Origin of the sequence: Nonomuraea wenchangensis (assembly GCF_900111685.1) — a bacterium.
Taxonomy (GTDB): Bacteria; Actinomycetota; Actinomycetes; order Streptosporangiales; family Streptosporangiaceae; genus Nonomuraea; species Nonomuraea wenchangensis.
In genome coordinates, this window is sequence record NZ_FOHX01000003.1 from 130242 (window position 1) to 151363 (window position 21122).

Here is a 21122-nt window from a genome sequence, read left to right on the forward strand (position 1 = left end):
AGGGAACTCCAGTCCCGATAAGGGTCGAGGGGGAGGGAGAGTCCGACATGCCCGACGCTGTGCAGCCCGGCGCCGTCCGGCCTGGTGGGCGTACCGCTCGTGTACGCGAGGCCGTGCTCCAGGCCGCCGGCGACGTCCTGGCCGAGAACGGCTTCCACGGGCTCGACCTCGGCGAGGTCGCCCGCGTCGCGGGCGTCGGGAAGACCACCGTCTACCGCCGCTGGGGCTCGCCCGGCGCGCTCGCCGCCGACCTGCTCCAGGACATGGCCGAACGCTCGCTCCCCCGCTCCCGCCACGGCGACGTCGCACGGGACCTGCGCGACAACGCCCGCCTGGTCGTCAGGACCCTCACCGACCCCCGCCAGGGGAGGCTGTTCAAAGCGCTGATCGCCGCCGCGCTCTGCGACGAGCAGGCCGCCGGGGCGCTGCGCCGCTTCTACGCCGTACGCGTCGGCGAGTGGGCCGGCTGCGTCACCGACGCCGTCGAGCGGGGCGAGCTGCCGCCCGGCACCGACGCGCGCCGGGTGATCGCCGCCGTCTCCGCGCCCCTGTACTACGCGCTGCTCAACACCGGCGAACCTCTCGACGAGGCCGCCGCCGACCGGGCCGCGGCGGCGGCGCTGGCCGCGGCCCGTGCCGGGGTGATGCGGTGATCAGTCGTCCATCGCGCGGGCGAGGCCGGCCGGGCGCATGTCCGTCCAATGGGTCTCGACGTACTGGAGGCACAGGTCGCGGGCGCCGGGCCCGTACACGTCCCGCCAGCCCTCGGGCAGCGGGATCCACGCGGGCCACAGCGCGTGCTGAGCCTCGTCGTTGACCACCACGAGGTAGTCGGTCTCGGGGTCCTCGAACGGGTTGGTCAACGCAGTCGCTCCTTCAGTATGCGGGCCACCTGGGCGAGCGGCCCGGGATCGGCCAGTTGGTGGTGCGCGCAGTCGAGGACGTGCTCCTCGACGGCGCCGCCCACGTACGGGCGCCAGCGGCCGGGTTCGAGTCCCGAGCCGGTCTTGTCCGCGCCCGCCGTGACGAACAGCAGATCCCCGTCGTAGTACGGGTGCCGGTCGGCGGTGATGAGGCGCTCGGCGTTGACGGCGACGTCGATCATCGCGCCGATCGTGGCCTCCTCGATCTCGGCCAGCGCCCCTCCCCCGGCCCGCAGGTACCGCACCACCCGCCGCCGGTCGAGCGGCCCGCGGGCGTCGTGCCCGGCCAGTCGGAGCAGGAAACGCAGGGCGTCCTGCTCGTCGTCGCCGGTCTCCGGCCGTTCGCCGGGCAGCAGCGGGTAGGAGTCGAGCATCGCCAGCAGGGCCACCTCCTCGCCCTCGCGACGCAGGCGGGCGGCCATCGCGTGCGCGACGACGCCGCCGAACGACCAGCCGAGCAGCCGGTACGGCCCCGCCGGCGCGACCGCCCGGACGGCGTCCAGGTAGCCGGCGGCCATCTCGTCCAGGGTGCGCGGCAGCGGCTCCGGCCCGGCCAGGCCGCGCGCCTGGAGCCCGTACACCGGCACGTCCAGGGACCCCGCCAGGCCGGTGAAGCACCAGGCGAGCCCGAACAGCGGGTGCACGCAGAACAGCGGCGGCCCCTCGCCGGACGTCCTGATGGGCAGCAGCACGTCGAGGGCGTGCCCGGGGCGGTGCGGCGCACGCACCGCGGCGGCCAGGGCGGCGGGCGTGGGCGCCTCGAACAGCGTCCTGACCGGCAGCCGCACCCCGAACTCGGCCGCGACGGCGGTCATCAGCCGGCCCGCCAGCAGCGAGTGGCCGCCCAGCTCGAAGAAGCCCTCGTCCGGTCCTGGCACGGGAACGCCGAGCACGTCCGCGAACAGCTCCGCCACCCGCCGCACGTCCACCGGCGACCCGGCCGTCCCCGCAGTGGCGGGCACCGGCGTCCAGTCAGCGGGGGTCACCGGCGGCACGTCCAGCTCGCTCAGGCGGGTGTCAGGGGCGCGGGCCACCGTGGCCAGCAGCTCCGCCAGCGCGCCCGCGATCCGCTCCGCCGTGCCCCTGGTGAACAGGTCGGTACGGTACTCGACCGCCCCCTCACCCTCCTCCGCCAGCGACACCGCCAGGTCGAACTTGGCCGTGCCCGTGGACACCTCCTCGATCTCGGCCGCCGCCTCCCCCAGCGGCCCGAGCGGCCGGCCCGCCGGATGGTAGGCCACCGCCACCTGGAACAGCGGATGCCAGGCCGGCGACCGGGCCGGCGCGACCGCCTGGACCACCTGGTCGAACGGCATGTCGGCATGCTCGAACGCGGCCAGGTCCGCGTCGCGGACCCGTTCAAGCAGCTCGGCGAAGGCGGGATCGCCGCCGGTGTCCACCCGCAGCACGACGGTGTTGACGAAGAAACCCACCAGATCGGCCAGCGCGTCGTCCGGCCGGTTCGCGACGGGCGTGCCCACGGCGACGTCGGTGCCCGCGCCGAGCCTGGTCAGCAGCGCGGCCACGGCGGCGTGCACCACCATGAACATGGTCGCGCCGCCGTCCGCCGCGAGCCGGGCCAGGCCCTGCCGCGTGCCGGGCGGCAGGCGGAACTCCACCACGTCCCCGTCGCCGGTGGCGACCGCCGGACGGGGCAGGTCGTGCGGGAGCCGCGGGTGCTCGGGGAGCCCGGCGAGGGCCCGCCGCCAGTACGCGAGCCGGTCAGGGTCGTGGTTCTCGCGTTCCCACAGGGTGTAGTCGGCGTACTGGACGAGCAGCGGCGTCCAGTCCGGCGCGCGGCCCTCGGCGCGGGCCCGGTAGGCGGCGGCCAGGTCGTCCCACAGCGGCCCGACCGACCACTCGTCCGCCGCGATGTGGTGCAGGAGGACGAGCAGCAGGTGCTCGCCGGGTGCCGTGGCGTGCAGCCAGACCTTGATCGGCGGCTCGTCGTCGAGGCGGAACCGGTGGCCGGGATCTCCCGGCCCGTCCATCACCTGCACCCGCGCCGGGTCGAGAACGACCTGGTACGGCCCCAGCTCGTCCTCGGCGGCGACCGTGCGGAGCGCTTCGTGCCTGGCCACGACGTCCCCGACGGCCTCGCGCAACGCATCGACGGACAGGGGGCCGCGCAGCCGTACGGCGAGCGGCACGTTGTAGGCGGCCGACGGCCCGTCGAGCGTGTGCAGGAACCACAGCCGGCGCTGCGCCGACGACAGCGGCACCCGTTCGCCTCGCGCTCGCGGGCGAACCGCAGGGACGGGGTCGGGGACGCGGGCGAGCCTGGCCGCCAGCCCGGCGACGGTGGGGGCGTCGAACACGTCCCTGACCGTGACCGCCGCGCCCAGCTCGGCCCTGATCCGGCTGATCAGCCGGACCGCGAGCAGCGAGTGGCCGCCCAGGTGGAAGAAGTCGTCGCCGGCCCCGACCCCGGCCACGTCCAGCACCTCCTCGAAGATCGCCGTCATCCGGCGCTCGGTCGGCCCTTCGGGCTCCCGCCGCGCGATTTCGCGACGGGCAGGACGGGGGTCCCCGACGCCGAGACCTACCGCCGGCAGGTCGAGGGCGCTGAGCGGCGCGGCGGGGGTTGCGGCGACCTGTTCCAGCACGCGCAGCAGGGCGTCGGTGACGCTCTCGGCCACGTCCGGCGCGAGCCGGTGCTCGACGGCCACCTCCAGCCCGCTCGTCTCGGTGAACGCGAAGGCGAGGTCGAACTTGGGGGCGGGCGGCCCGGGCTCCGGCAGCACCTCCAGCGCGGCCGGCCCGCTCCGCTGGTACGTCACCATGACCTGGAACAGCGGGTTCCCCGCACCCGAGCGGCCGGGGTTGACCGCCTCCACCACCCGCTCGAACGGCGCCCCGGCGTGCTCGAACGCGGCCAGGTCCACCTCGCGCACCCGTTCCAGCAGCTCGGCGAAGGCGGGGTCGCCGCCGGTGTCCACCCGCAGCACGACGGTGTTGACGAAGAAGCCCACCAGGTCGGGCGGCGCGTCGTCCGGCCGCCCCGCGACCGGCGTACCCACGGGGACGTCCGTGCCCGCGCCGAGCCTGGTCAGCAGCGCCGCCACCGCCGCGTGCAGCACCATGAACAGGCTCGTGCCCGCGCGGGCGGCGAGCGCGGCGAGCGCGTCCCGCACCCCGGCGGGCGCCTGGCGGACGACCGCGCCGCCTGCCCCGGCCGGCGGCAGCGCGAGCCGTTCCGGCAGCCCGGCGAGGACCTTCGTCCAGTACGCCAGGTGCTCGGGCAGGGTCGCGTCGAGCCGGTCGCGCTCCCACAGGGCGTGGTCGGCCACCTGCACGGGCAGCGGCGCGAGGTCCGGCGCGCGGCCGTCGGCCCGTGCCCGCAGCGCGGCGGCCAGGTCGGCGAGCAGCGGGGCCACGGACCACTCGTCGCAGGCGATGTGGTGCAGCAGCAGCGTGAGCCGGTCGCCGTCCAGCCACGCCCGCAGCGGCGGCTCGGCGGCCAGGTCGAAGACGTGCCCGAGGTCCGGCGGCCCGACCGCGACCTCGGGGTCCGCGGGATCGAGGACCACCTGGTACGGGACGCCGTCCGCCTCGCGGTAGACCGTGCGCAGGACCTCGTGCCGGCGTACCACGTCGCCGAGCGCCGCCCGGAGCACGGACGGCTCCACAGGCCCTGGCAGCCGCACCGCCAGGGGCACGTTGTAGGTCGCCGACCGGCCTTCCAGCGCCCCCAGGAACCAGAGCCGGAGCTGCGCCGACGACAACGGGACCCGCTCCGGCCGTACGGCCCGCACGAGGTCGCCGGGGCGGGCCGGCGGCGAGGCGGCGAGCGCGCCCGCGAGGCCCGCGACCGTGGGCGTGTCGAACAGGGCGCGCAGCGGCAGGTCCGCGCCCAGCCCGTCCCGCACCCGGGCCAGCACCTTGACCGCGAGCAGCGAGTGCCCGCCCAGGTGGAAGAAGTTGTCGTCCACGCCCACGCCCTCGACGCCCAGCACGTCGGCGAAGATCGCGCACAGCGCCCGTTCCGCCGGGGTGCGCGGCCCCCGCGACCGCCCGGCGGCGAGGGCGCCGGGAGCGGGCAGCGCCTTCCTGTCCACCTTGCCGTTGACCATGAGCGGCAGCGCGTCGAGCGCGACGAACGCGGCGGGCACCATGTAGTCGGGCAGCCGCGCGGCGACGTGCGCCCGCAGGGTGGCGGGGTCGGTCCCGGCCCCGGTCACGTACGCCACGAGCCGGCGCTCACCCGGCCGGTCCTCGCGGGCGACCACCGCGACCTCGCGGACGCCGGGGCAGCCGGCCAGCGCCGACTCCACCTCGCCGGGCTCGATGCGGAAGCCCCGGATCTTGATCTGGCCGTCGGCGCGGCCGGCGAACTCCACCGCGCCGTCGTCGCGCCACCGGGCCAGGTCGCCGGTGCGGTACATACGGGTGCCCGGCGGCCCGTACGGGTCGGGCACGAAACGTTCGCCGGTCAGGGCGGGCCGGTCGAGGTAGCCACGGGCGAGGCCGGCGCCCGCCACGTACAGCTCGCCGATGACGCCGGGCGGCGTGGGACGCAGCGCGCGGTCCAGGACGTAGACGCGTTTGCCCACGTCGGGGCGGCCGATGGGCACGGTCGTGAGGGCGTCGAGGTCGCCGTGGGCGGGCCAGAGCGTGGAGTTGACCATGGCCTCGGTCGGCCCGTAGGCGTCGATGACGCGGTGCCGGCCGGCCCAGCGCCGTACCAGCTCGGGCGTCACCGTCTCGGTGCCGACCAGCAGCGTGGCGCCCTCCGGCAGCGTGCAGCCGTCGGGCAGGGCCGACAGCAGCGCGGGCGGCAGCGCCAGGTGGGTGACGTCGTGACGGGTGGCGTACTCGGTCAGCTCGGGGCCGGCCACCCGCCGTTCGGCGGGCACGACGACGAGCGTCGCGCCGGTGCACAGCGCCATGGTCAGCTCCCAGAACGCCACGTCGAAGGAGATCGAGGCGAACTGCAGGACGCGGCTGCCCGGGCCGACGCCGAACCGCCGTACGGCGGTGTCCACGAGCGCCCGCACCCCCGCGTGCTCCAGGACCACGCCCTTGGGGCGGCCGGTCGAGCCGGAGGTGTAGATCACGTAGACGGGGTGGCGGGGCAGCGGCCGGACGGGCGGCCCGGCGGGGGCGGGCGGGTCGTCCATGAGCAGGGGCGTCATGGGGACGCCCCTGGCGGTCTCGCGGGTGGCGAGCAGCAGGACGGGCCGCGCGTCCTCCAGCATCGCGGCGATCCGCCCGGCGGGCTGGGCCGGGTCGATCGGCAGGTACGCGGCCCCGGCCTTGGCCACCGCCAGCACGCCGACCACCATCCGCGGGTCGCGGGGCAGCGCCACGGCCACGATGCGTTCGGGGCCCGCGCCGGCCGCCGCGAGCGAGGCGGCCAGGCGGTCCGCCCGCGCGTCCAGCTCCGCGTACGTCAGCGACTCCGACTCGCACCGGACCGCGATCGCGTCCGGCGTGGCCCTCACCTGGGCCTCGAACAGCTCGGACAGGGTCAGGAACGGCTCGGCGGAGCCGGTGTCGTTCCAGGTGGTGAGCACGGTCTCCAGCTCGGCGGGCGCGAGGAGCGGATACTCGCTCAGCCGCCGTCCGGGGTCGGCGGTGACCGCGTCGAGCAGGCGGAGCAGGTGCGCCGCGTACCGGCCGGCCGCGCCGCCCCGGTGCTCGACCAGCACGTCCAGCTCGGCCGAGCCTGGACGTTCCGTGAAGGTGACGGAGAGGTCGAACTTGGCCGGTCCGGGCGGCGCGGGCTCCTCCTCGGCGGCGAAGCCTGGGGCCGACCCGGTGGCCGGGTGGTAGGCCACGGCCACCTGGAACAGCGGGTCGCCGTCGCCGCGTTCGGGATTGACCGCCTCCACCACCTGGTCGAAGGGGACGTCGGCGTGCTCGAACGCGGCCAGGTCGGCGGCCCGCACCCGCGCCAGCAGCTCGGCGAACGTGGGATCGCCGCCGGTGTCCACCCGCAGCACGACGGTGTTGACGAAGAAGCCGATCAGCCCGGTCAGCACCTCGTCCGTACGGCCCGCGACGGCCGCGCCCACCGGGACGTCGGTGCCCGCGCCGAGCCTGGTCAGCAGGGCCGCCACGACCGCGTGGGCGGCCATGAACACGGTCGTTCCGTTGCGGCGGGCCAGCTCGCGCAGGGGCGCGGCGGGGCGGGAGGCGGCGGCGGTGGCGTCCCCGCAGGCCCACGCGGGCAGCTCCAGGCGTCCGGGGAGGTCGGCGAGCACGCCGGTCCAGTGGGCGAGCTGCCGGTCGGCGAGGCCGCCGGCGAGCAGGTCGCGCTGCCACAGGGCGTAGTCGGCGTACTGGACGGGCAGCGGCGTCCAGTCCGGCGCGCGGCCCTCGGCGCGGGCCCGGTAGGCGGTGGCGAGGTCGTCCCGGAGCGGGCCGACCGACCACTCGTCGGCGGCGAGGTGGTGGAGCAGCACCGTGAGCCGGTCGCCGTCCAGCCACACCCGCAGCGGCGGCTCGGCCGCCAGGTCGAAGACGTGCCCGAGGTCGGCGGGCCCGGCCGTGACGGGCGGATCCACCCGGTCCAGCACGATCTGGTACGGCTCGCCGTCCTCCTCCCCGAACACGGTCCGCAGCGCCTCGTGCCGCTCCATCAGGTCGCCGACCGCCCGGCGCAGGACCGCCGGGTCCAGCGGCTCGCGCAGCCGCAGGAGGAGCGGCACGGTGTAGGCGTCGGACGGGCCGTGCAGCCGGTGCAGGAACCACAACCGCCGCTGCGCCGCCGCCAACGGCACCCGCTCGGGCCGCTCCCGCACCTCCAGTGGCGGCGCCCCGCCTCCCACGGCAGGGGCGAGGCGGGCGGCCAGTGCGGCGGGGGTCGGGGCGGCGAAGACGTCGCCGAGCGCCGCCTCCGTCCCCGTGACGGCCCTGATCCGCGCGGCCAGCCGCCCGGCGAGCAGCGAGTGCCCGCCCAGCAGGAAGAAGTCGTCGGCCGCGCCCACGTCGCGGACCCCGAGCACCTCGCCGAACAGCCGGCACAGCACCCGCTCGGCCTCCGTACGCGGCTCCGCCCCGCCCACTCCGCTGGGCAGGCCGCGTACGGCGGGCGCCCGCATGGGGGCGACGGGAAGCTCGGCGATCGACCGCTCGGGCCGGAGCGCCGCCTGCCGGACGACCTCCGCCAGCCGCGCCCCGAGCCCTTCGGCGGTGGCGGCGTCGAACAGGTCGGTGCGGTACTCCACCTGCCCCCCGCCCGGCCCGAGCACGAACGTCAGGTCGAACTTCGAGACCCCGGGCCCGCCGGCCTCCTCGACCGGCAGCCCCGAGTCGCGCTCGTACGCGATCATCACCTGGAACAGCGGGTGCCGGCCGGGCACCCGCACCGGCCGCAACTCCTCCACCAGCAGGTCGAACGGGATCTCCGCGTGGTCGAACGCGGCCAGGTCAGCGGCCCGCACCTGTTCGAGCAGCCCGGCGAAGGTGACCTCGCCGCCGGTGTCCACCCGCAGGACGACGGTGTTGACGAAGAGTCCCACCAGGTCGTTCAGCGCCTCGTCCACGCGGCCCGCGACCGGCGTGCCGAGCACGATGTCGGCACCCGCGCCGAGCCGGGTCAGCAGCGCCGCCACCGCCGCGTGCAGCACCATGAACGGCGTGCACCCGTGCCGCCCGGCCAGCTCGTCGATCGCGTCCAGCGGCAGGTCGAAGTCGATCGTCGCGCCGCGCCGGCCGGGCTCGTCGGGGAAGGGCCGGTCCACGGGCAGCGGCAGCTCGGGCGGCAGGCCGTCGAGCGCGCGCCGCCAGTACGCCAGCTCCTTCGCCGGCCGGCCCGCCGGATCGTCCAGGTCGCCCAGCAGCTCGCGCTGCCACAGGGCGTAGTCGGCGTACTGGACGGGCAGCGGCGTCCAGTCCGGCGCGCGGCCCTCGGCGCGGGCCCGGTAGGCGGCGGTCAGGTCGGCGACCAGCGGGCGCAGCGACAGCTCGTCCCCGGCGATGTGGTGCAGGAGCACGGTCAGCCGGTCGCCGTCCAGCCACGCCCGCAGCGGCGGCTCGGTGGCCAGGTCGAAGACGTGCCCGAGGTCGGCGGGCCCGGTCTCGACGCGCACGTCCGCCCGGTCCAGCACGATCTGGTACGGCTCGCCGTCCTCCTCCCCGAACACCGTCCGCAGCACCTCGTGCCGCTCCACCACGTCCGCCAGCGCGAGCTCCAGCGCGGCCACGTCGGGCGGGCCGTCCAGCCGCAGCGCGAAGGGCATGTTGTAGGTGGCCGAGCCGCCCTCCAGCCGGTGCTGGAGCCACAGGCCCCGCTGGGCGTGCGAGACCGGCACCCGTTCCGGGCGTGGGCGCGGGACCAGCGGCGGGCGCGCGGCGGCCACGCCGAGCCGGCCGCTCAGCTCGGCGACGGTCGGCGCGTCGAACAGCGTGCGGACCCCGGCCGCCGCGCCGAGCTCGGTCCTGAGCCTGCTCACCAGCCGGGCGGCGAGCAGCGAGTGGCCGCCCAGCTCGAAGAAGTCGTCGTCGGCGCCGACCCGGTCCACGCCCAGCACGTCGGCGAACAGCGCGCACAGCCGCTCCTCCAGCGGGCCGCGCGGCTCACGTCCCGCCGCCCGCGTCCCGGCGGGATCGGGCAGGGCGCGCCGGTCCACCTTGCCGTTGGGCAGCAGCGGCAGCTCGGCGAGCCGGACGACCGCCGACGGCACCAGCGGCCTGGGCAGCACGCCCCGCAGGTACGCCCGTACCTCGTCCTCGTCCGCCCGGCCGCGTACGTAGGCGACGAGCCGCGGCCCGCCCGCGCCGTCCTCACGCACCGCCACGGCGGCCTCCTCGACGCCGGGGCAGCCCGCCAGCGCGGCCTCCACCTCGCCCGGCTCGATCCGGAACCCGCGGATCTTCACCTGGTCGTCGGCCCGCCCGGCCAGCTCCAGCCGGCCGTCCCGCCATCGCGCGAGGTCGCCGGTGCGGTACATGCGGGCGCCCGGAGGCCCGTACGGGCAGGGCACGAAACGTTCGGCGGTCAGCCCCGGCCGCCCCAGGTAGCCGCGGGCCAGCCCGGCTCCCGCCAGGTACAGCTCGCCGGTCACGCCGGGCGGCGCCGGGCGCAGCATCGGGTCGAGCACCAGCGCGCGTACGCCGGGCACGGGGCCCTCGGTGCCGTCCTGCCTGCGCACGTAGGCGTCCACCGTGCACTCGGTCGGGCCGTACAGGTCCCTGGCGATCACGCCCGGCAGCGCGCGGAGCCGCCGCCAGAGCGGGCCGGGCACCGCCTCGCCGCCGACCGCGACGACGGCGGGCCGGTGCGGGCCGTCCTCCAGCGCGCTGATGAGCGAGGCCAGGTAAGACGGCGTCACGTCCACGTAGTCGATCCGGTGCTCGGCCAGATAGCCCGCGAGCAGCTCGGGATCCTGGTACGTGGCGTCGTCCAGCACGTGCAGCTCGTGCCCGGCGAGCATCCACAGCAGCGGGTCCACCGAGGCGTCGAACGAGAACGACGCGCTGTGCGCCACCCGCAGCCGCCGGCCCCCGGTGGCGGCGACCGCAGCCGCGACGGTGTCCGCCTCGTGCGCGGCCAGCAGGTTGGCGACGGCTCCGTGCGGCACCACGACGCCCTTGGGGCGGCCGGTGGAGCCCGAGGTGTAGATCACGTACGCGGGATGCTCGGGCCGGGCGGCCTCGCGGTTCGCGGTTCCCGGGGCGGGGTCGTCGGCCAGGACGATCCTGGCGTCCCCGGTGAGGGGCAGGCCGGGCGCGGTCGCGGAGTCGGTGACCACGACGGCGGCCCGCGCGTCGCCGAGCATGAGCGCGATCCGGTCCGCCGGATAGCCGGGATCGACCGGCAGGTAGGCCGCGCTGGACCGCCAGACCGCCAGGACGGCCGCGACCAGGTCGAGACCGCGCGGCAACGCCAGGGCGACGACGTCCTCGGGGCCGACGCCGAGCGCCCCGGCCAGCCGGTCGGCCCGCGCGGCCAGTCCGGCGTAGGTGAGGGCGTTCCCGGCGGCGTCCACCACGGCGGTCGCGTCCGGCGTGGCCGCGCAACGCTCGGCGAAGGCGTCGGCCGGGGTTCGCACGGGGTACGGCCCGGCCGTGCCCGCCTGGGCGCCGAGCACCTGGGCGCGTTCGGTCTCGTCCAGCAGGTCGATCAGGCCGATCGGGCGGTCGGGGGCGGCGGCCAGCCGGTCCAGCGCGCGGACCAGCCGGTCGAGCATCCGCCCGGCCTCGGCGGCGCTCACCCGGCCCTCCCGGTACGCCAGCTCCAGCCGCAGCCGCTCACCCGGGCGGGCGCAGAGCGTGATCGGGTAGTGGGTGGCGTCGCGCTCCTCGACGCTCTCGACCAGCGGGCCGACGGGGCCCGCCGGATGGTTCTCGAAGAGCACCAGCGTGTCGAACAGCTCGCCTGCCCCCGCGAGCCGCTGGATCTCGGCCAGCCCGAGGTGCTGGTGGTCGGCGAGCCTGGCGTGGGCGTCGCGGAGCCGGGCGAGGCAGGCGGTGACCGGCTCCGCCGCGCGCAGCCGGACCCGTACCGGCAGGGTGTTGATGAACAGGCCGATCATGCGGTCGGCGGCCGGCAGCTCGGGCGGCCGACCGGAGACCGTGGTGCCGAACACCACGTCGTCCCGGCCGGTGAGCGCACCCAGCACGAGCGCCCACGCGGTCTGCACGACCATGCTCATCGTGACGCCCGATCGGCGGGCCTGCGCGGCGAGCCGCCCGGTCAGGTCGGCGGTCAGCTCGGTCACGACCTCGCGGGCCGCGCCGGGACCGTCCGTTCCGGGGGCCACCAGCGTGGGCTCCCCGAGCCCCGCCAGGTGCTCTCGCCAGGCGTTCCGCGCCGCCGCGACGTCCCGTCCGCCCAGCCAGGCCAGGTAGTCCTGGTACGGCGGCGCGGGCGGCGGCTCGGCTCCCGCGTACAGCTCGAACAGCTCGCGCAGCGCCAGGTTCAGCGACCAGCCGTCCAGCACCAGGTGGTGGTTGGCGACGAGCAGCAGGTGCCGGTCGGGGGCCTCCCTTACCAGGGTGAACCGCAGCAGCGGCGGCGCCTCCAGGTCGAACGGCGTCCGCCGGTCCCGCTCCACGACCTCGGCGACCGAGCCTCCCCCGGTCAGGTCCACCTCCCGCCAGCGGAGCGCGGCGCGGGCCGCGATGACCTGCACCGGCCGGCCGTTCCTCCGGCTGCGGAAGGCCGCGCGCAGCGGGTCGTGGCGGGCCAGCAGGCGCTCGGCCGCGCCCCGCAGGGCCGCCGCGTCGAGCGGGCCGCGCAGCCGTACGGTGGTGTGGACGGTGTACGGATCGTCCTCGCCGTGTCGCGCGTGGAAGAACAGTCCCTCCTGGAGCGGGGTGAGCGGCCAGACGTCCTTGATCTTCTTGGCCTCGGGGCCGGTCACGCCAGGGTCTCCTCGAACTCGTCAAGCTCGGCCTGGTCCAGCTCGACCAGGAAGGCGCCGGAGGGCGCGGTGGCGCGCAGCTCGTCGAGCCATCGCCCGGACAGCTCGCGCACGGCGGGCTCGGTCAGCACGCGGGACGCCCACGTCCAGGTGGACTCCAGCCGCGCCCCCGCCGGGCCCTCGGCCACGAACGCGTCCACGGTCAGGACGTGCGCGAGCGGCAGGCCGGGATCGGCCAGGTCCAGGAAGCTCCCCGGCTCCAGGACCATCCCCCAGTCGCCCGGCTCCTCGGGGAAGCGGCCCAGGAAGTTGACGCAGATCGCCGGCCTGGGCAGGCGGGCCAGGCGCGGGCCGGCGTCCTGGTCGAGGTGACGGAGCAGGCCGTAGCCGACGCCCTTGCCGGGCACCTCGCGCAGCCGGGCGGAGGTACGGGCGAGCGCGTCGGCCCCACCCACTCGACCGGGGTCCAGCCGGACCGGCCAGATGGCGGTGAACCAGCCCACCGTGCGCGACAGGTCCGCGCCGGCCACCAGGTCCTCGCGGCCGTGCGCCTCGACGTCGAACAGGACCTCACGACCGCCCGGCAGGCCATGCCCGGCCCGGTGCCCGGCGACGGCCAGTGCGAGCGCGGCGAGCACCCGGTCGAGCGTGACGTCCAGCGGGGCGCTCACGGTGAGCCGGGCGGCGGTCGCGGCGGTGTCCCGCGCCGGGTCGAGCCGCCAGGGCTCCTCGGCGGCGAGGGTGTCCGTCCAGTACGGCAGCTCGGCGCGGCGATCCAGCGCGGGCAGGGCGCGGGCCCACGTCCTGAAGGAGGTGGAGCGGGTGAGCGGCGTCGTGCCGGCGTACGCCTGCGCCAGGTCCTCGGCCAGGATCCGCCAGGAGACGCCGTCCACGACGAGATGGTGCGCGACCAGGTGCAGCAGGCCGCGGTGCCGTACGGCGCGCAGCATCACGCCGTCGCGCGGGGCCAGCGCGGCGCGGGCCGCCGTGAGCGCCCCCGGCAGGAGGGCGTCGTCCGTGACCTCGCGCAGCAGGCCCTCGGCGGGCGCGGCGCCGGGCGGCGGCACGTGCAGGCCGCCGGCGGTGAGCCGGGCGCGGAGCAGGTCGTGGTGGTCCAGCAGGGCGCGCAGGGCTCCGACGAGGCGGTCATGGTCCACGTCGCGAGGCAGGCGCAGGGTGACCGACTGGGCGAAGTGCTCGGCGGTCGCGTCGCCGCGCTCGCGTAGCCAGTTCATGATCGGGGTGGCGGGGACGTCGCCGAGCGCCGCCTCCGGAGGCTCGGCCACGCCCTCCGCGCCGACGGCGGCGGCGGCCAGGGCGCGGGCGGTGCCGAGTTCGAGCACCTGTCGGGCGGTGATCGCCAGGCCGGCGCGGCGGGCCCGGCCGACGAGGTGGAGCGCGAGGATGCTGTCGCCCCCCAGCGCGAAGAAGTCGTCCGCGGGCCGCACATTGGACAGCCGCAACACCTCCGCGACCAGCGCGACCAGCCGCCCTTCTGCGCCCTCCCCCACCTCGATGTCGTCCGCCGCCGCGTCCTCGGGCGGGGGCGGGAGGGCGCGGCGGTCGAGTTTGCCGTTCGCCGTCAACGGGACCGACGCCAAGGGGACGAAGACGGCGGGCACCATGGGGCCGGGCAGCCGGGCGGCGGCGTGGGCGCGCAGCGCGTCCGGGTCCACGACCGCACCTTCGACAGGCACCACGTGGCCGGTCAGCAGCGTGACGCCGGGACGCACCTCATGGGCGGTCACCACGGCCTGACGCACGTCGGGGTGGGCGTTCAGCACGGCCTCGACCTCGCCGGGCTCGACCCGGAAGCCGCGGATCTTGATCTGGTCGTCGGCGCGGCCCGCGTACTCGACCACCCCGTCAGGGCGGCGGCGGGCGAGGTCGCCGGTCCGGTACATTCGGCTGCCCGGCGGCCCGTACGGGTCCGGGACGAACCGCCCGGCGGTCAGCCCCGGCCGCCCGAGATAACCGCGGGCCAGTTGCACGCCGGCGAGATAGAGCTCACCGGCCGCGGCCGGCCGCAGGTCGCGGGCCAGCACGTGGACGGCGGTGTTCCAGACCGGGCGGCCGATCGGCACCGGCCCGCGCTCCCCCGGCCGGCACGCCCAGTACGTGACGTCCACGGCGGCCTCGGTCGGCCCGTACAGGTTGTGCAGCCCGCACCCGGGCAGCGCGGCGTGGAACTCGGCGGCCAGCCCGGCGGGCAGCTCCTCGCCGCTGCAGATCACCCGGCGCAGCCCGGTGCAGCCCGCCGCGTCCGGATCGGCCAGGAACGCGCGCAGCATCGACGGCACGAAGTGCACGGTCGTGACGCGTTCCCGCCGGATGAGCCCGGCCAGGTACGCCGCGTCGCGGTGCCCGCCCGGCTCGGCCACCACGAGCGTGGCCCCGGCGATCAGCGGCCAGAAGAACTCCCACACCGACACGTCGAAGCCGGCCGGCGTCTTCTGCAGCACCCGGTCCTCGGCGGTGAGGCCGTACTCGGCCTGCATCCAGCGCAGCCGGTTGACGATGGCCTCGTGGGCGACCACGACGCCTTTGGGCCGGCCGGTGGAGCCGGAGGTGTAGATCACGTACGCGGGGTTGCGCGGATCGGCGGGCGTGGCCGGCTCGGGCCGTCCGCCCGGTTCGAGCTCCACCTCGCGCAGCGTGACCACGGGCGCGGCGTCGGCCAGCATGGACGCGGTCCGCCCGGCCGGCTGCTCGGGGTCCACCGGCAGGTACGCGGCCCCGGTCTTCAGCACCGCGACCAGCGCCACGACCAGCTCGGCCGAGCGCGGCAGCGCGACCGCGACCACGCGCTCGGGGCCCGCGCCCCGCTCCCGGAGGCGGGCGGCCAGCGCGGAGGCGGCCGCGTCCAGCTCGCGGTAGGTGAGCGTACGGTCGCGGAAGCGCAGCGCGGGCCGTCCGGGGGTGGCGGCGGCCTGCTCCTCGACGAGCCCGATGAGGGTGAGCGGACGGGTCATCGGGCCGGCTCCAGGACCGCGGGCGAGGCGAGGGAGCCGGCGATCTCGCCGGCCCGCACGGCCGTCGTGGACAGCAGCGTGGCGGTCAGGCCGTGGGTGTGCTCGGTCGCGCCCTGGAGGTAGATGCCGCAGGTCAGCTCGGGCGTGGTGCGTACCCGGTGGTCGCGGCCGACGAGCAGCGCGCCGTCGTCGTCGCGCAGGCAGTGGGGCCCGGCGGCGCCGAGCAGGTCGAGCGGGTCCACGGGCCGGTAGCCGGTGGCGTAGACGACCACGTCGGCGCGCAGCGCCTCGACCTCGCCGCTGACCAGCGACCGGACGTGCACGGTCACCTCGCCGGGGCGGGTCTCCAGGCCGACGGCGCGCGACAGGTTCATGATCCGCAGCCGCTCGACGCCCGCGACCTTCTCCCGGTAGGCCCGCCCGAACAGCTCCTTCAGCAGGTCGAGGTCCACGACGGAGTAGTTGGTGTTGGCGTGGTAGTCCAGGATCATGCGCTTGACCTCGGGCGGCGCGTCGTAGAAGTGGTCGACGGCGGCGGGGTCGAAGACGCTGTTGGCGAAGGGGCTGTCGTCGGCGGGGCTGTAGCCGTACCGGGAGAAGACCGCGCAGATCTGGGCGGAGGGGAAGCGGCTGTGCAGGTGCTCGGTCACCTCGGCGGCGCTCTGGCCCGCCCCGACGACCACGAACCTGCGCGGCCGGCCGGCCGGCGGGTCCGCGAGCCGGTGCATGAGCTCCTGGCTGTGCCACACGCGCTCGCCGGCGACGACGCCGGGCGGCAGCACGGGCTGCAGGCCGGCGGCGAGCACGACGTTGCGCGCCCGGTAGGTGGTCAGCTCGCCGTGCTGGGCCACGATGTCGAGGTGGGTGATCGTGCCGCCGTCCGTGACGGGCCGGATGGTGACGGCCTCGGCCCCGTAGACGACCTGGTGCTCGAAGCGGGCGGCGACCCACTCCAGGTAGTCGTGGAACTCCAGGCGGGTGGGGTACATCGTCTTCTGGTTGATGAAGTCGGCCAGCCGGCCCTTGGCGTGCAAGTAGCCGACGAAGCTGTGGGGGCTCGCCGGGTTGCGCATCGTGACCAGGTCCTTGAGGAAGGACACCTGCATGGTCGCGCCCTCGATCAGCATCCCCCGGTGCCAGCCGAACGACGGCTGCCGCTCCAGGAAGACGGCGGACGGCGCCGGCGTGCGCGACTCGGCGAGCGCGACGGCCAGGGCGAGGTTGGAGGGGCCGAAGCCGATTCCGACGAGGTCGTAGGCCGGGGTCACCACTGAGGAAGGTCCTCCTGAGCACGCGGGTACACCATCAGCGCCGCCGTCTTGTGCGGCATCGTCACCTCTCCCGCGCGGACGAACCCGGCTGCGGTGAAGGCCCGGACGGAGGGCTCGTTGCGCACGTCCGGCTCGGCGACGACGCGGGTGCAGCGCTCGTCGGCCGCCAGCAGGCCCACGGCGACCGCGCGCAGCAGCCGGCGGCCCACGCCGTGGCCGAGGTCGCGCTCGTCGCCGATCGCGATGTGCACGCCGAGGTCGTGCGGCCGGTACGGGTACAGCGGCGCCAGCCGGTCCCGCAGCACCCGGTACAGCTCCAGGTAGGCGACCGGTTCGCCGTCCCGGTACGCCAGGCACGGCCGGGAGTGCCGCCCCGCCGCCTGGCGGGCGATCTCGGCGGCCCAACGCTCGTACGGCCACGCCTGGTCCCAGGGGCCGGCCACGTGCGGCCGGTTCATCCAGTCGTGGACCACGGCGACGCCGTCCGCGCCGGGCTCGATCGGGGCCACCCGCCAGCCGCCGTCCAGTGAGGGGATCGGCGGGGCGCCGACCTCCTCCTCCACGTACACGTCCACACACCCTCCAAAGTTAGGTTTGCCTTACCTAAGTTCACGGCCACGCACAACACATCATGGATAAAGTGCGACCGTCAAGACGCGGCGAAGGTGGATTCCGCGTCGCTTCCGGGTCAGAGCTGGCATATCCCCTCTTCAGACCACAGGTCGGACATGTTAGGTTAGGCTCGCCTTACTGTCGATCTTCGGGAGCGCCGCTTGCACACCGGGCGGGACGTACTGCTGCGCACGGTCGCGAGCCAATGGCGCAGGCTGGCCGGGGGCTCGCTGCTCGGCGCCGGGCACCAGGCGGGCGAGGCCCTGGTGCCCGTACTCATCGGGGTCGCCATCGACCAGGCCGTCGCGGGCGGCGACTGGGGGCGGCTGCTCCTGTGGCTGGCGGTGCTCGCCGCCGTCTACGTCGGCCTGTCGTTCAGCTACCGCTTCGGCGCCCGCGCCGGCGAACGCGCCGCCGAGGAGGCCGCGCACGAGCTGCGCACCGCCGTCGTCGCCAGGGTGCTGCACCCCGGCGGCGGCGCCGAGGACCGCCTGCCCGGCGCGCTGACCGGCATCGCCACCGAGGACGTACGGCGGGTCGGCGCGGTCCTGATGGCGGCGCTCGCCGCCGTCGCCGGGCTCACCGGCCTGGTCGTGGCCGGGGTGCTGCTGCTGAACACCTCCGTCCAGCTCGGGCTGATCGTGCTGGCCGGCACCCCGGCGCTGCTGTGGCTCGGGCACCTGCTCGGCAAGCCGCTGGAACGCCGCAGCGCCGTCGAGCAGGAGCACGCCGCGCGCGCCTCGGGCATGGCCGCCGACCTGGTGACCGGGCTGCGGGTGCTCAAGGGGATCGGCGCGGAGCGGGCCGCGGTCGAACGCTACCGGCGTACCAGCCGCGACTCCCTCGCCGCCACCCTGCGCGCCGCCCGCGCCGAGGCCCTGCAGAACGGCGTGGTGCTCGCGCTCACCGGCGCCTTCATCGCGCTGATCGCGCTGGCCGGCGGCTACTTCGCCACCACCGGCGACATCACGCTCGGGCAGCTCGTCTCCGCGGTCGGGCTGGCCCTCTTCCTCCAAGGTCCTCTGCAGCTCTTCGCCTGGGTGAACGCCGAGTTCGCGCAGGCCAGGGCGTCGGCCGCCCGGGTCGCGGCGCTGCTGTCCGCGCCGCCCGCCGTGCCCGCCGGCGACCGCGAGCCGCCCGGGGACGTGGCGGGCGCGCTCCGGCTGCGGTCGGTCACCTACGGGCGGCTGCGCGACCTCGACCTGGACATCGCGCCCGGCGAGCTGGTGGGGGTGGCCGCCACCGATCCGGCGGCGGCCGCGTCCCTGGTCCGCTGCCTGGGGCGGCAGGCCGATCCCGAGACCGGGACGGTGGAGCTCGACGGCGTGCCGTTGCGGGACCTCGATCCCGGGCGGCTGCGGGAGGCGGTGCTGGTGGCCGAGCACGAGGCGGTCCTCTTCGAGGGCACCGTGACCAGCAACGTCACCAGCGACGCCGGGCATGCGCCGGGGGCGGCCGTCGCCGAGGCGCTGGAGGCCGCCGGCGCGGGGGACATCCCGCCCGGCACCCCGGTCAGCGAGCGCGGCGGCTCGCTCTCCGGCGGCCAGCGCCAGCGGGTGGCGCTGGCGCGGGCGCTCGCCGTGGCCCGCCCGGTGCTCGTCCTGCACGACCCCACCACCGCCGTGGACGCCGTCACCGAGACTCGGATCGCCGACGGCATCAGCCGGCTGCGCCGCGACCGCACGACCGTGCTGGTGACCACCAGCCCCGCCCTGCTCGCGGTGGCCGACCGGGTGCTGCTGCTGCACGAGGGCCGCGTGGCCGACGAAGCCCCCCACTCCGACCTGCTGCGCCGCAACCCCGGCTACCGGGCGGCGGTGCTCGCATGACCCGGGAGCTGCTGCCGACCGCGACGCCGGCCCGTACCCGGGCGGCCGTACTCCAAGCCGTGCGCCCGCACCGGCGGACCGCCGTGGCCGGGTTCGGCCTGCTGATCGTGGCCACCTCCGTGGGCCTGCTCATCCAGCCGCTGCTCGGCCACATCGTCGACCTGGTGGCCGGCCGCGAGCAGGCGGCGGCGCTGGCCGTCCCCGCCGCGCTGCTGGTGCTCGTCGGCCTGGTCCAGGGGGCGCTGACCGCCTGGGGCCTGACGCTGGTGGCCAGGCTCGGCGAGACCGCCCTCGCCGACCTGCGCGAACGTTTCGTGGAACGGGTCCTCGCCCTGCCGCTCGACCGCGCGGAACGGGCCGGCTCCGGCGACCTCACCTCCCGGGTGACGGGCGACGTGGCGCGGGTCGCCGAGGCCGTACGCTCGGCACTGCCCGCGCTGGCCCGGTCGCTGCTGTCGATCGTCCTGACGCTGGGCGCCCTGGCGCTGCTGGACTGGCGCTTCCTGGTGGCGGCGCTGCTCGCCGTCCCGGTGCAGGTGCACACCGCCCGCTGGTATGTGCGCAACGCCGTGCCGCTCTACGCGGCCCAGCGGGTGGCGACCGGCGAGCAGCAGCAGCAACTGCTCGACACGATCGCGGGGGCGTCGACCGTACGGGCCTTCCGCGCCGAGCGGGAGCACCTGGAGCGGGTCGCCGGCCGTTCGCGGGCCGCGGTCGAGCTGACGATGCGCGGGGTGCGGCTGATGCTGCGCTTCTACAGCCGCCTGCACGTGGCCGAGTACGCCGGCCTGGCCGCGGTGCTCGCGGTCGGGGTGCTGCTGGTCCGCGACGGCTCGGCCACGATCGGCACCGCCACGGCCGCAGCGCTGTACTTCCACAACCTCTTCGGCCCGATCAACACGGCCCTGGCCCTGCTGGACGACGCCCAGGCGGCCACCGCCAGCCTGGCCCGCGTCGTAGGCGTCGCCGACGCCGCACCCGCCGACGCCGCACCCGCGATCCGGCAGCAGGAAGGCGGCGGGGTGAGCGTGCGCGGCCTCGCCCACGCCTACGAGCCGGGCGACCCGGTGCTGCACGGCGTGGACCTCGACATCCGCCCCGGCGAGCGGGTCGCGCTGGTCGGGGCGAGCGGCGCGGGCAAGACCACACTCGCCAAGCTGGTCGCCGGCGTGCACGAGCCCACCGCCGGCACCGTCGAGACGCCGCCCGGCGTCGCCATGGTGACCCAGGAGGTACACGTCTTCGCCGGTCCGCTGGCCGACGACCTGCGCCTGGCCCGCCCGGACGCCACCGACGACGAGCTGCGCGCGGCCCTCGCCACCGTGGACGCCCTCGCCTGGGCGGAGGAGCTGCCCGACGGCCTCGCGACGGTCGTCGGGGAGGGCGGGCACCGCCTGACCGGCGCCCAGCGGCAGCAACTCGCGCTGGCCCGGCTGGTGCTGGCCGACCCGGCGGTGGCGGTCCTCGACGAGGCCACGGCCGAGGCGGGCAGCGTCGGCGCCCGCCTGCTGGAACGCGCGGTCGAGCGGGCCGTGGACGGGCGTACCGCGCTCATCGTCGCCCACCGGCTCACCCAGGCCGCCGCCGCGGACAGCGTGGTGGTGATGGAGGACGGCCGGGTCGTGGAACGCGGCTCGCACGCGGACCTGCGCGCCGCGGGCGGCCGCTACGCCGCCCACTGGTCCGCCTGGACCGACCACCGCCAGGACGTCTGACGGGGGGTAGCCGAACCGTTAGGCGAGTGAGGCTCATGTTCCTCTTGCCGAGCCCGCGACCGCGATGGATGCTGACGGCGACCCCGGTCACTCAGCCTGGGAGGTGGTCCCCGTGTTCCACCCGCTCAGGACGGCCGCGGCCGTCCTCCTCCTGGCCGGCGCGCTGGTCGCGCCGTCCTCCCCCGCTCCCGCCGCCGCCGCCGCCCCCGCTCCCGTGAGCGGCTTCGTCGACGGCCACAGTCATCTGTTCTCCTACGAGGCGTTCGGCGGCATGCTGATGTGCGGCAAGCCGTTCGACCCTGACGGCATCGCGCGCGCCCTGGCCGACTGCCCCGACCACTACCCGGACGGCCGGCTCGCCTGGTACGAGAACTTCACCCGCACCGGCTCCCCCACCGGCACCCATGTCGGCGTCCGTTAAACACACCATTGAATAGATCCGATGATCTCGGCTTGATTCCGACTAGTGACACCGCGCAACGCTGCAG

Annotated in this window: 9 protein-coding genes; 4 read left to right on the forward strand and 5 right to left on the reverse strand. The window is 76.2% G+C overall.

What is annotated here, in order from left to right; translation table 11 throughout:
• Positions 1-47: 47 nt before the first annotated feature.
• Positions 48-653, forward strand: a complete 606-nt coding sequence (locus tag BMW85_RS08925; protein WP_091079251.1) for a TetR/AcrR family transcriptional regulator — start codon at positions 48-50, stop codon at positions 651-653.
• Here BMW85_RS08925 and BMW85_RS08930 read toward each other — a convergent pair whose 3' ends face one another.
• Genes BMW85_RS08930 through BMW85_RS08950 form a run of 5 tightly spaced genes read right to left on the reverse strand, consistent with a single transcriptional unit; the run spans position 654 to position 17053 of the window.
• Positions 654-863, reverse strand: a complete 210-nt coding sequence (locus BMW85_RS08930) for an MbtH family protein (protein ID WP_091079254.1) — start codon at positions 861-863, stop codon at positions 654-656. It lies immediately after the preceding gene.
• The gene (locus tag BMW85_RS08935) at positions 860-12235 is read right to left on the reverse strand and encodes a non-ribosomal peptide synthetase (RefSeq protein ID WP_091079255.1); all 11376 of its coding nucleotides are present in this window, start codon (positions 12233-12235) and stop codon (positions 860-862) included. The genes BMW85_RS08930 and BMW85_RS08935 overlap by 4 nt, the downstream gene beginning before the upstream one ends.
• Positions 12232-15207 carry a non-ribosomal peptide synthetase gene (locus BMW85_RS08940; RefSeq protein WP_091079258.1) on the reverse strand — a complete coding sequence of 992 codons (2976 nt, stop codon included), beginning with the start codon at positions 15205-15207 and terminating at the stop codon, positions 12232-12234. Before BMW85_RS08940 ends, BMW85_RS08935 begins: the two co-directional genes overlap by 4 nt.
• Positions 15204-16478: a lysine N(6)-hydroxylase/L-ornithine N(5)-oxygenase family protein gene (locus tag BMW85_RS08945; protein WP_091079261.1), complete on the reverse strand. Its 1275-nt coding sequence runs from the start codon at positions 16476-16478 to the stop codon at positions 15204-15206. The genes BMW85_RS08940 and BMW85_RS08945 overlap by 4 nt, the downstream gene beginning before the upstream one ends.
• Positions 16472-17053: a GNAT family N-acetyltransferase gene (locus BMW85_RS08950; RefSeq protein ID WP_245774700.1), complete on the reverse strand. Its 582-nt coding sequence runs from the start codon at positions 17051-17053 to the stop codon at positions 16472-16474. Before BMW85_RS08950 ends, BMW85_RS08945 begins: the two co-directional genes overlap by 7 nt.
• A gap of 198 nt (positions 17054-17251) precedes the next feature.
• Between BMW85_RS08950 and BMW85_RS08955 the strand changes: the two genes are divergently transcribed.
• The 3 genes from BMW85_RS08955 (at position 17252) to BMW85_RS08965 (ending at position 21055) form a co-directional block, all read left to right on the forward strand.
• Complete coding sequence (locus BMW85_RS08955) at positions 17252-18919, forward strand: ABC transporter transmembrane domain-containing protein (protein ID WP_091079264.1); 1668 nt, start codon at positions 17252-17254, stop codon at positions 18917-18919.
• Positions 18916-20634, forward strand: coding sequence for an ABC transporter ATP-binding protein (locus BMW85_RS08960; RefSeq protein ID WP_091079266.1), 1719 nt, complete (start codon positions 18916-18918; stop codon positions 20632-20634). The genes BMW85_RS08955 and BMW85_RS08960 overlap by 4 nt, the downstream gene beginning before the upstream one ends.
• Before the next feature lie 112 nt (positions 20635-20746).
• Positions 20747-21055, forward strand: coding sequence for a hypothetical protein (locus BMW85_RS08965; RefSeq protein WP_245774701.1), 309 nt, complete (start codon positions 20747-20749; stop codon positions 21053-21055).
• Positions 21056-21122 lie beyond the last annotated feature (67 nt).

Coding starts and splice junctions, on each gene's coding strand:
- BMW85_RS08925 (WP_091079251.1), top strand. CDS start 48: ATGCCCGACGCTGTGCAGCCCGGCGCCGTCCGGCCTGGTGGGCGTACC.
- BMW85_RS08940 (WP_091079258.1), bottom strand. CDS start 15,207: ATGACCCGTCCGCTCACCCTCATCGGGCTCGTCGAGGAGCAGGCCGCC.
- BMW85_RS08960 (WP_091079266.1), top strand. CDS start 18,916: ATGACCCGGGAGCTGCTGCCGACCGCGACGCCGGCCCGTACCCGGGCG.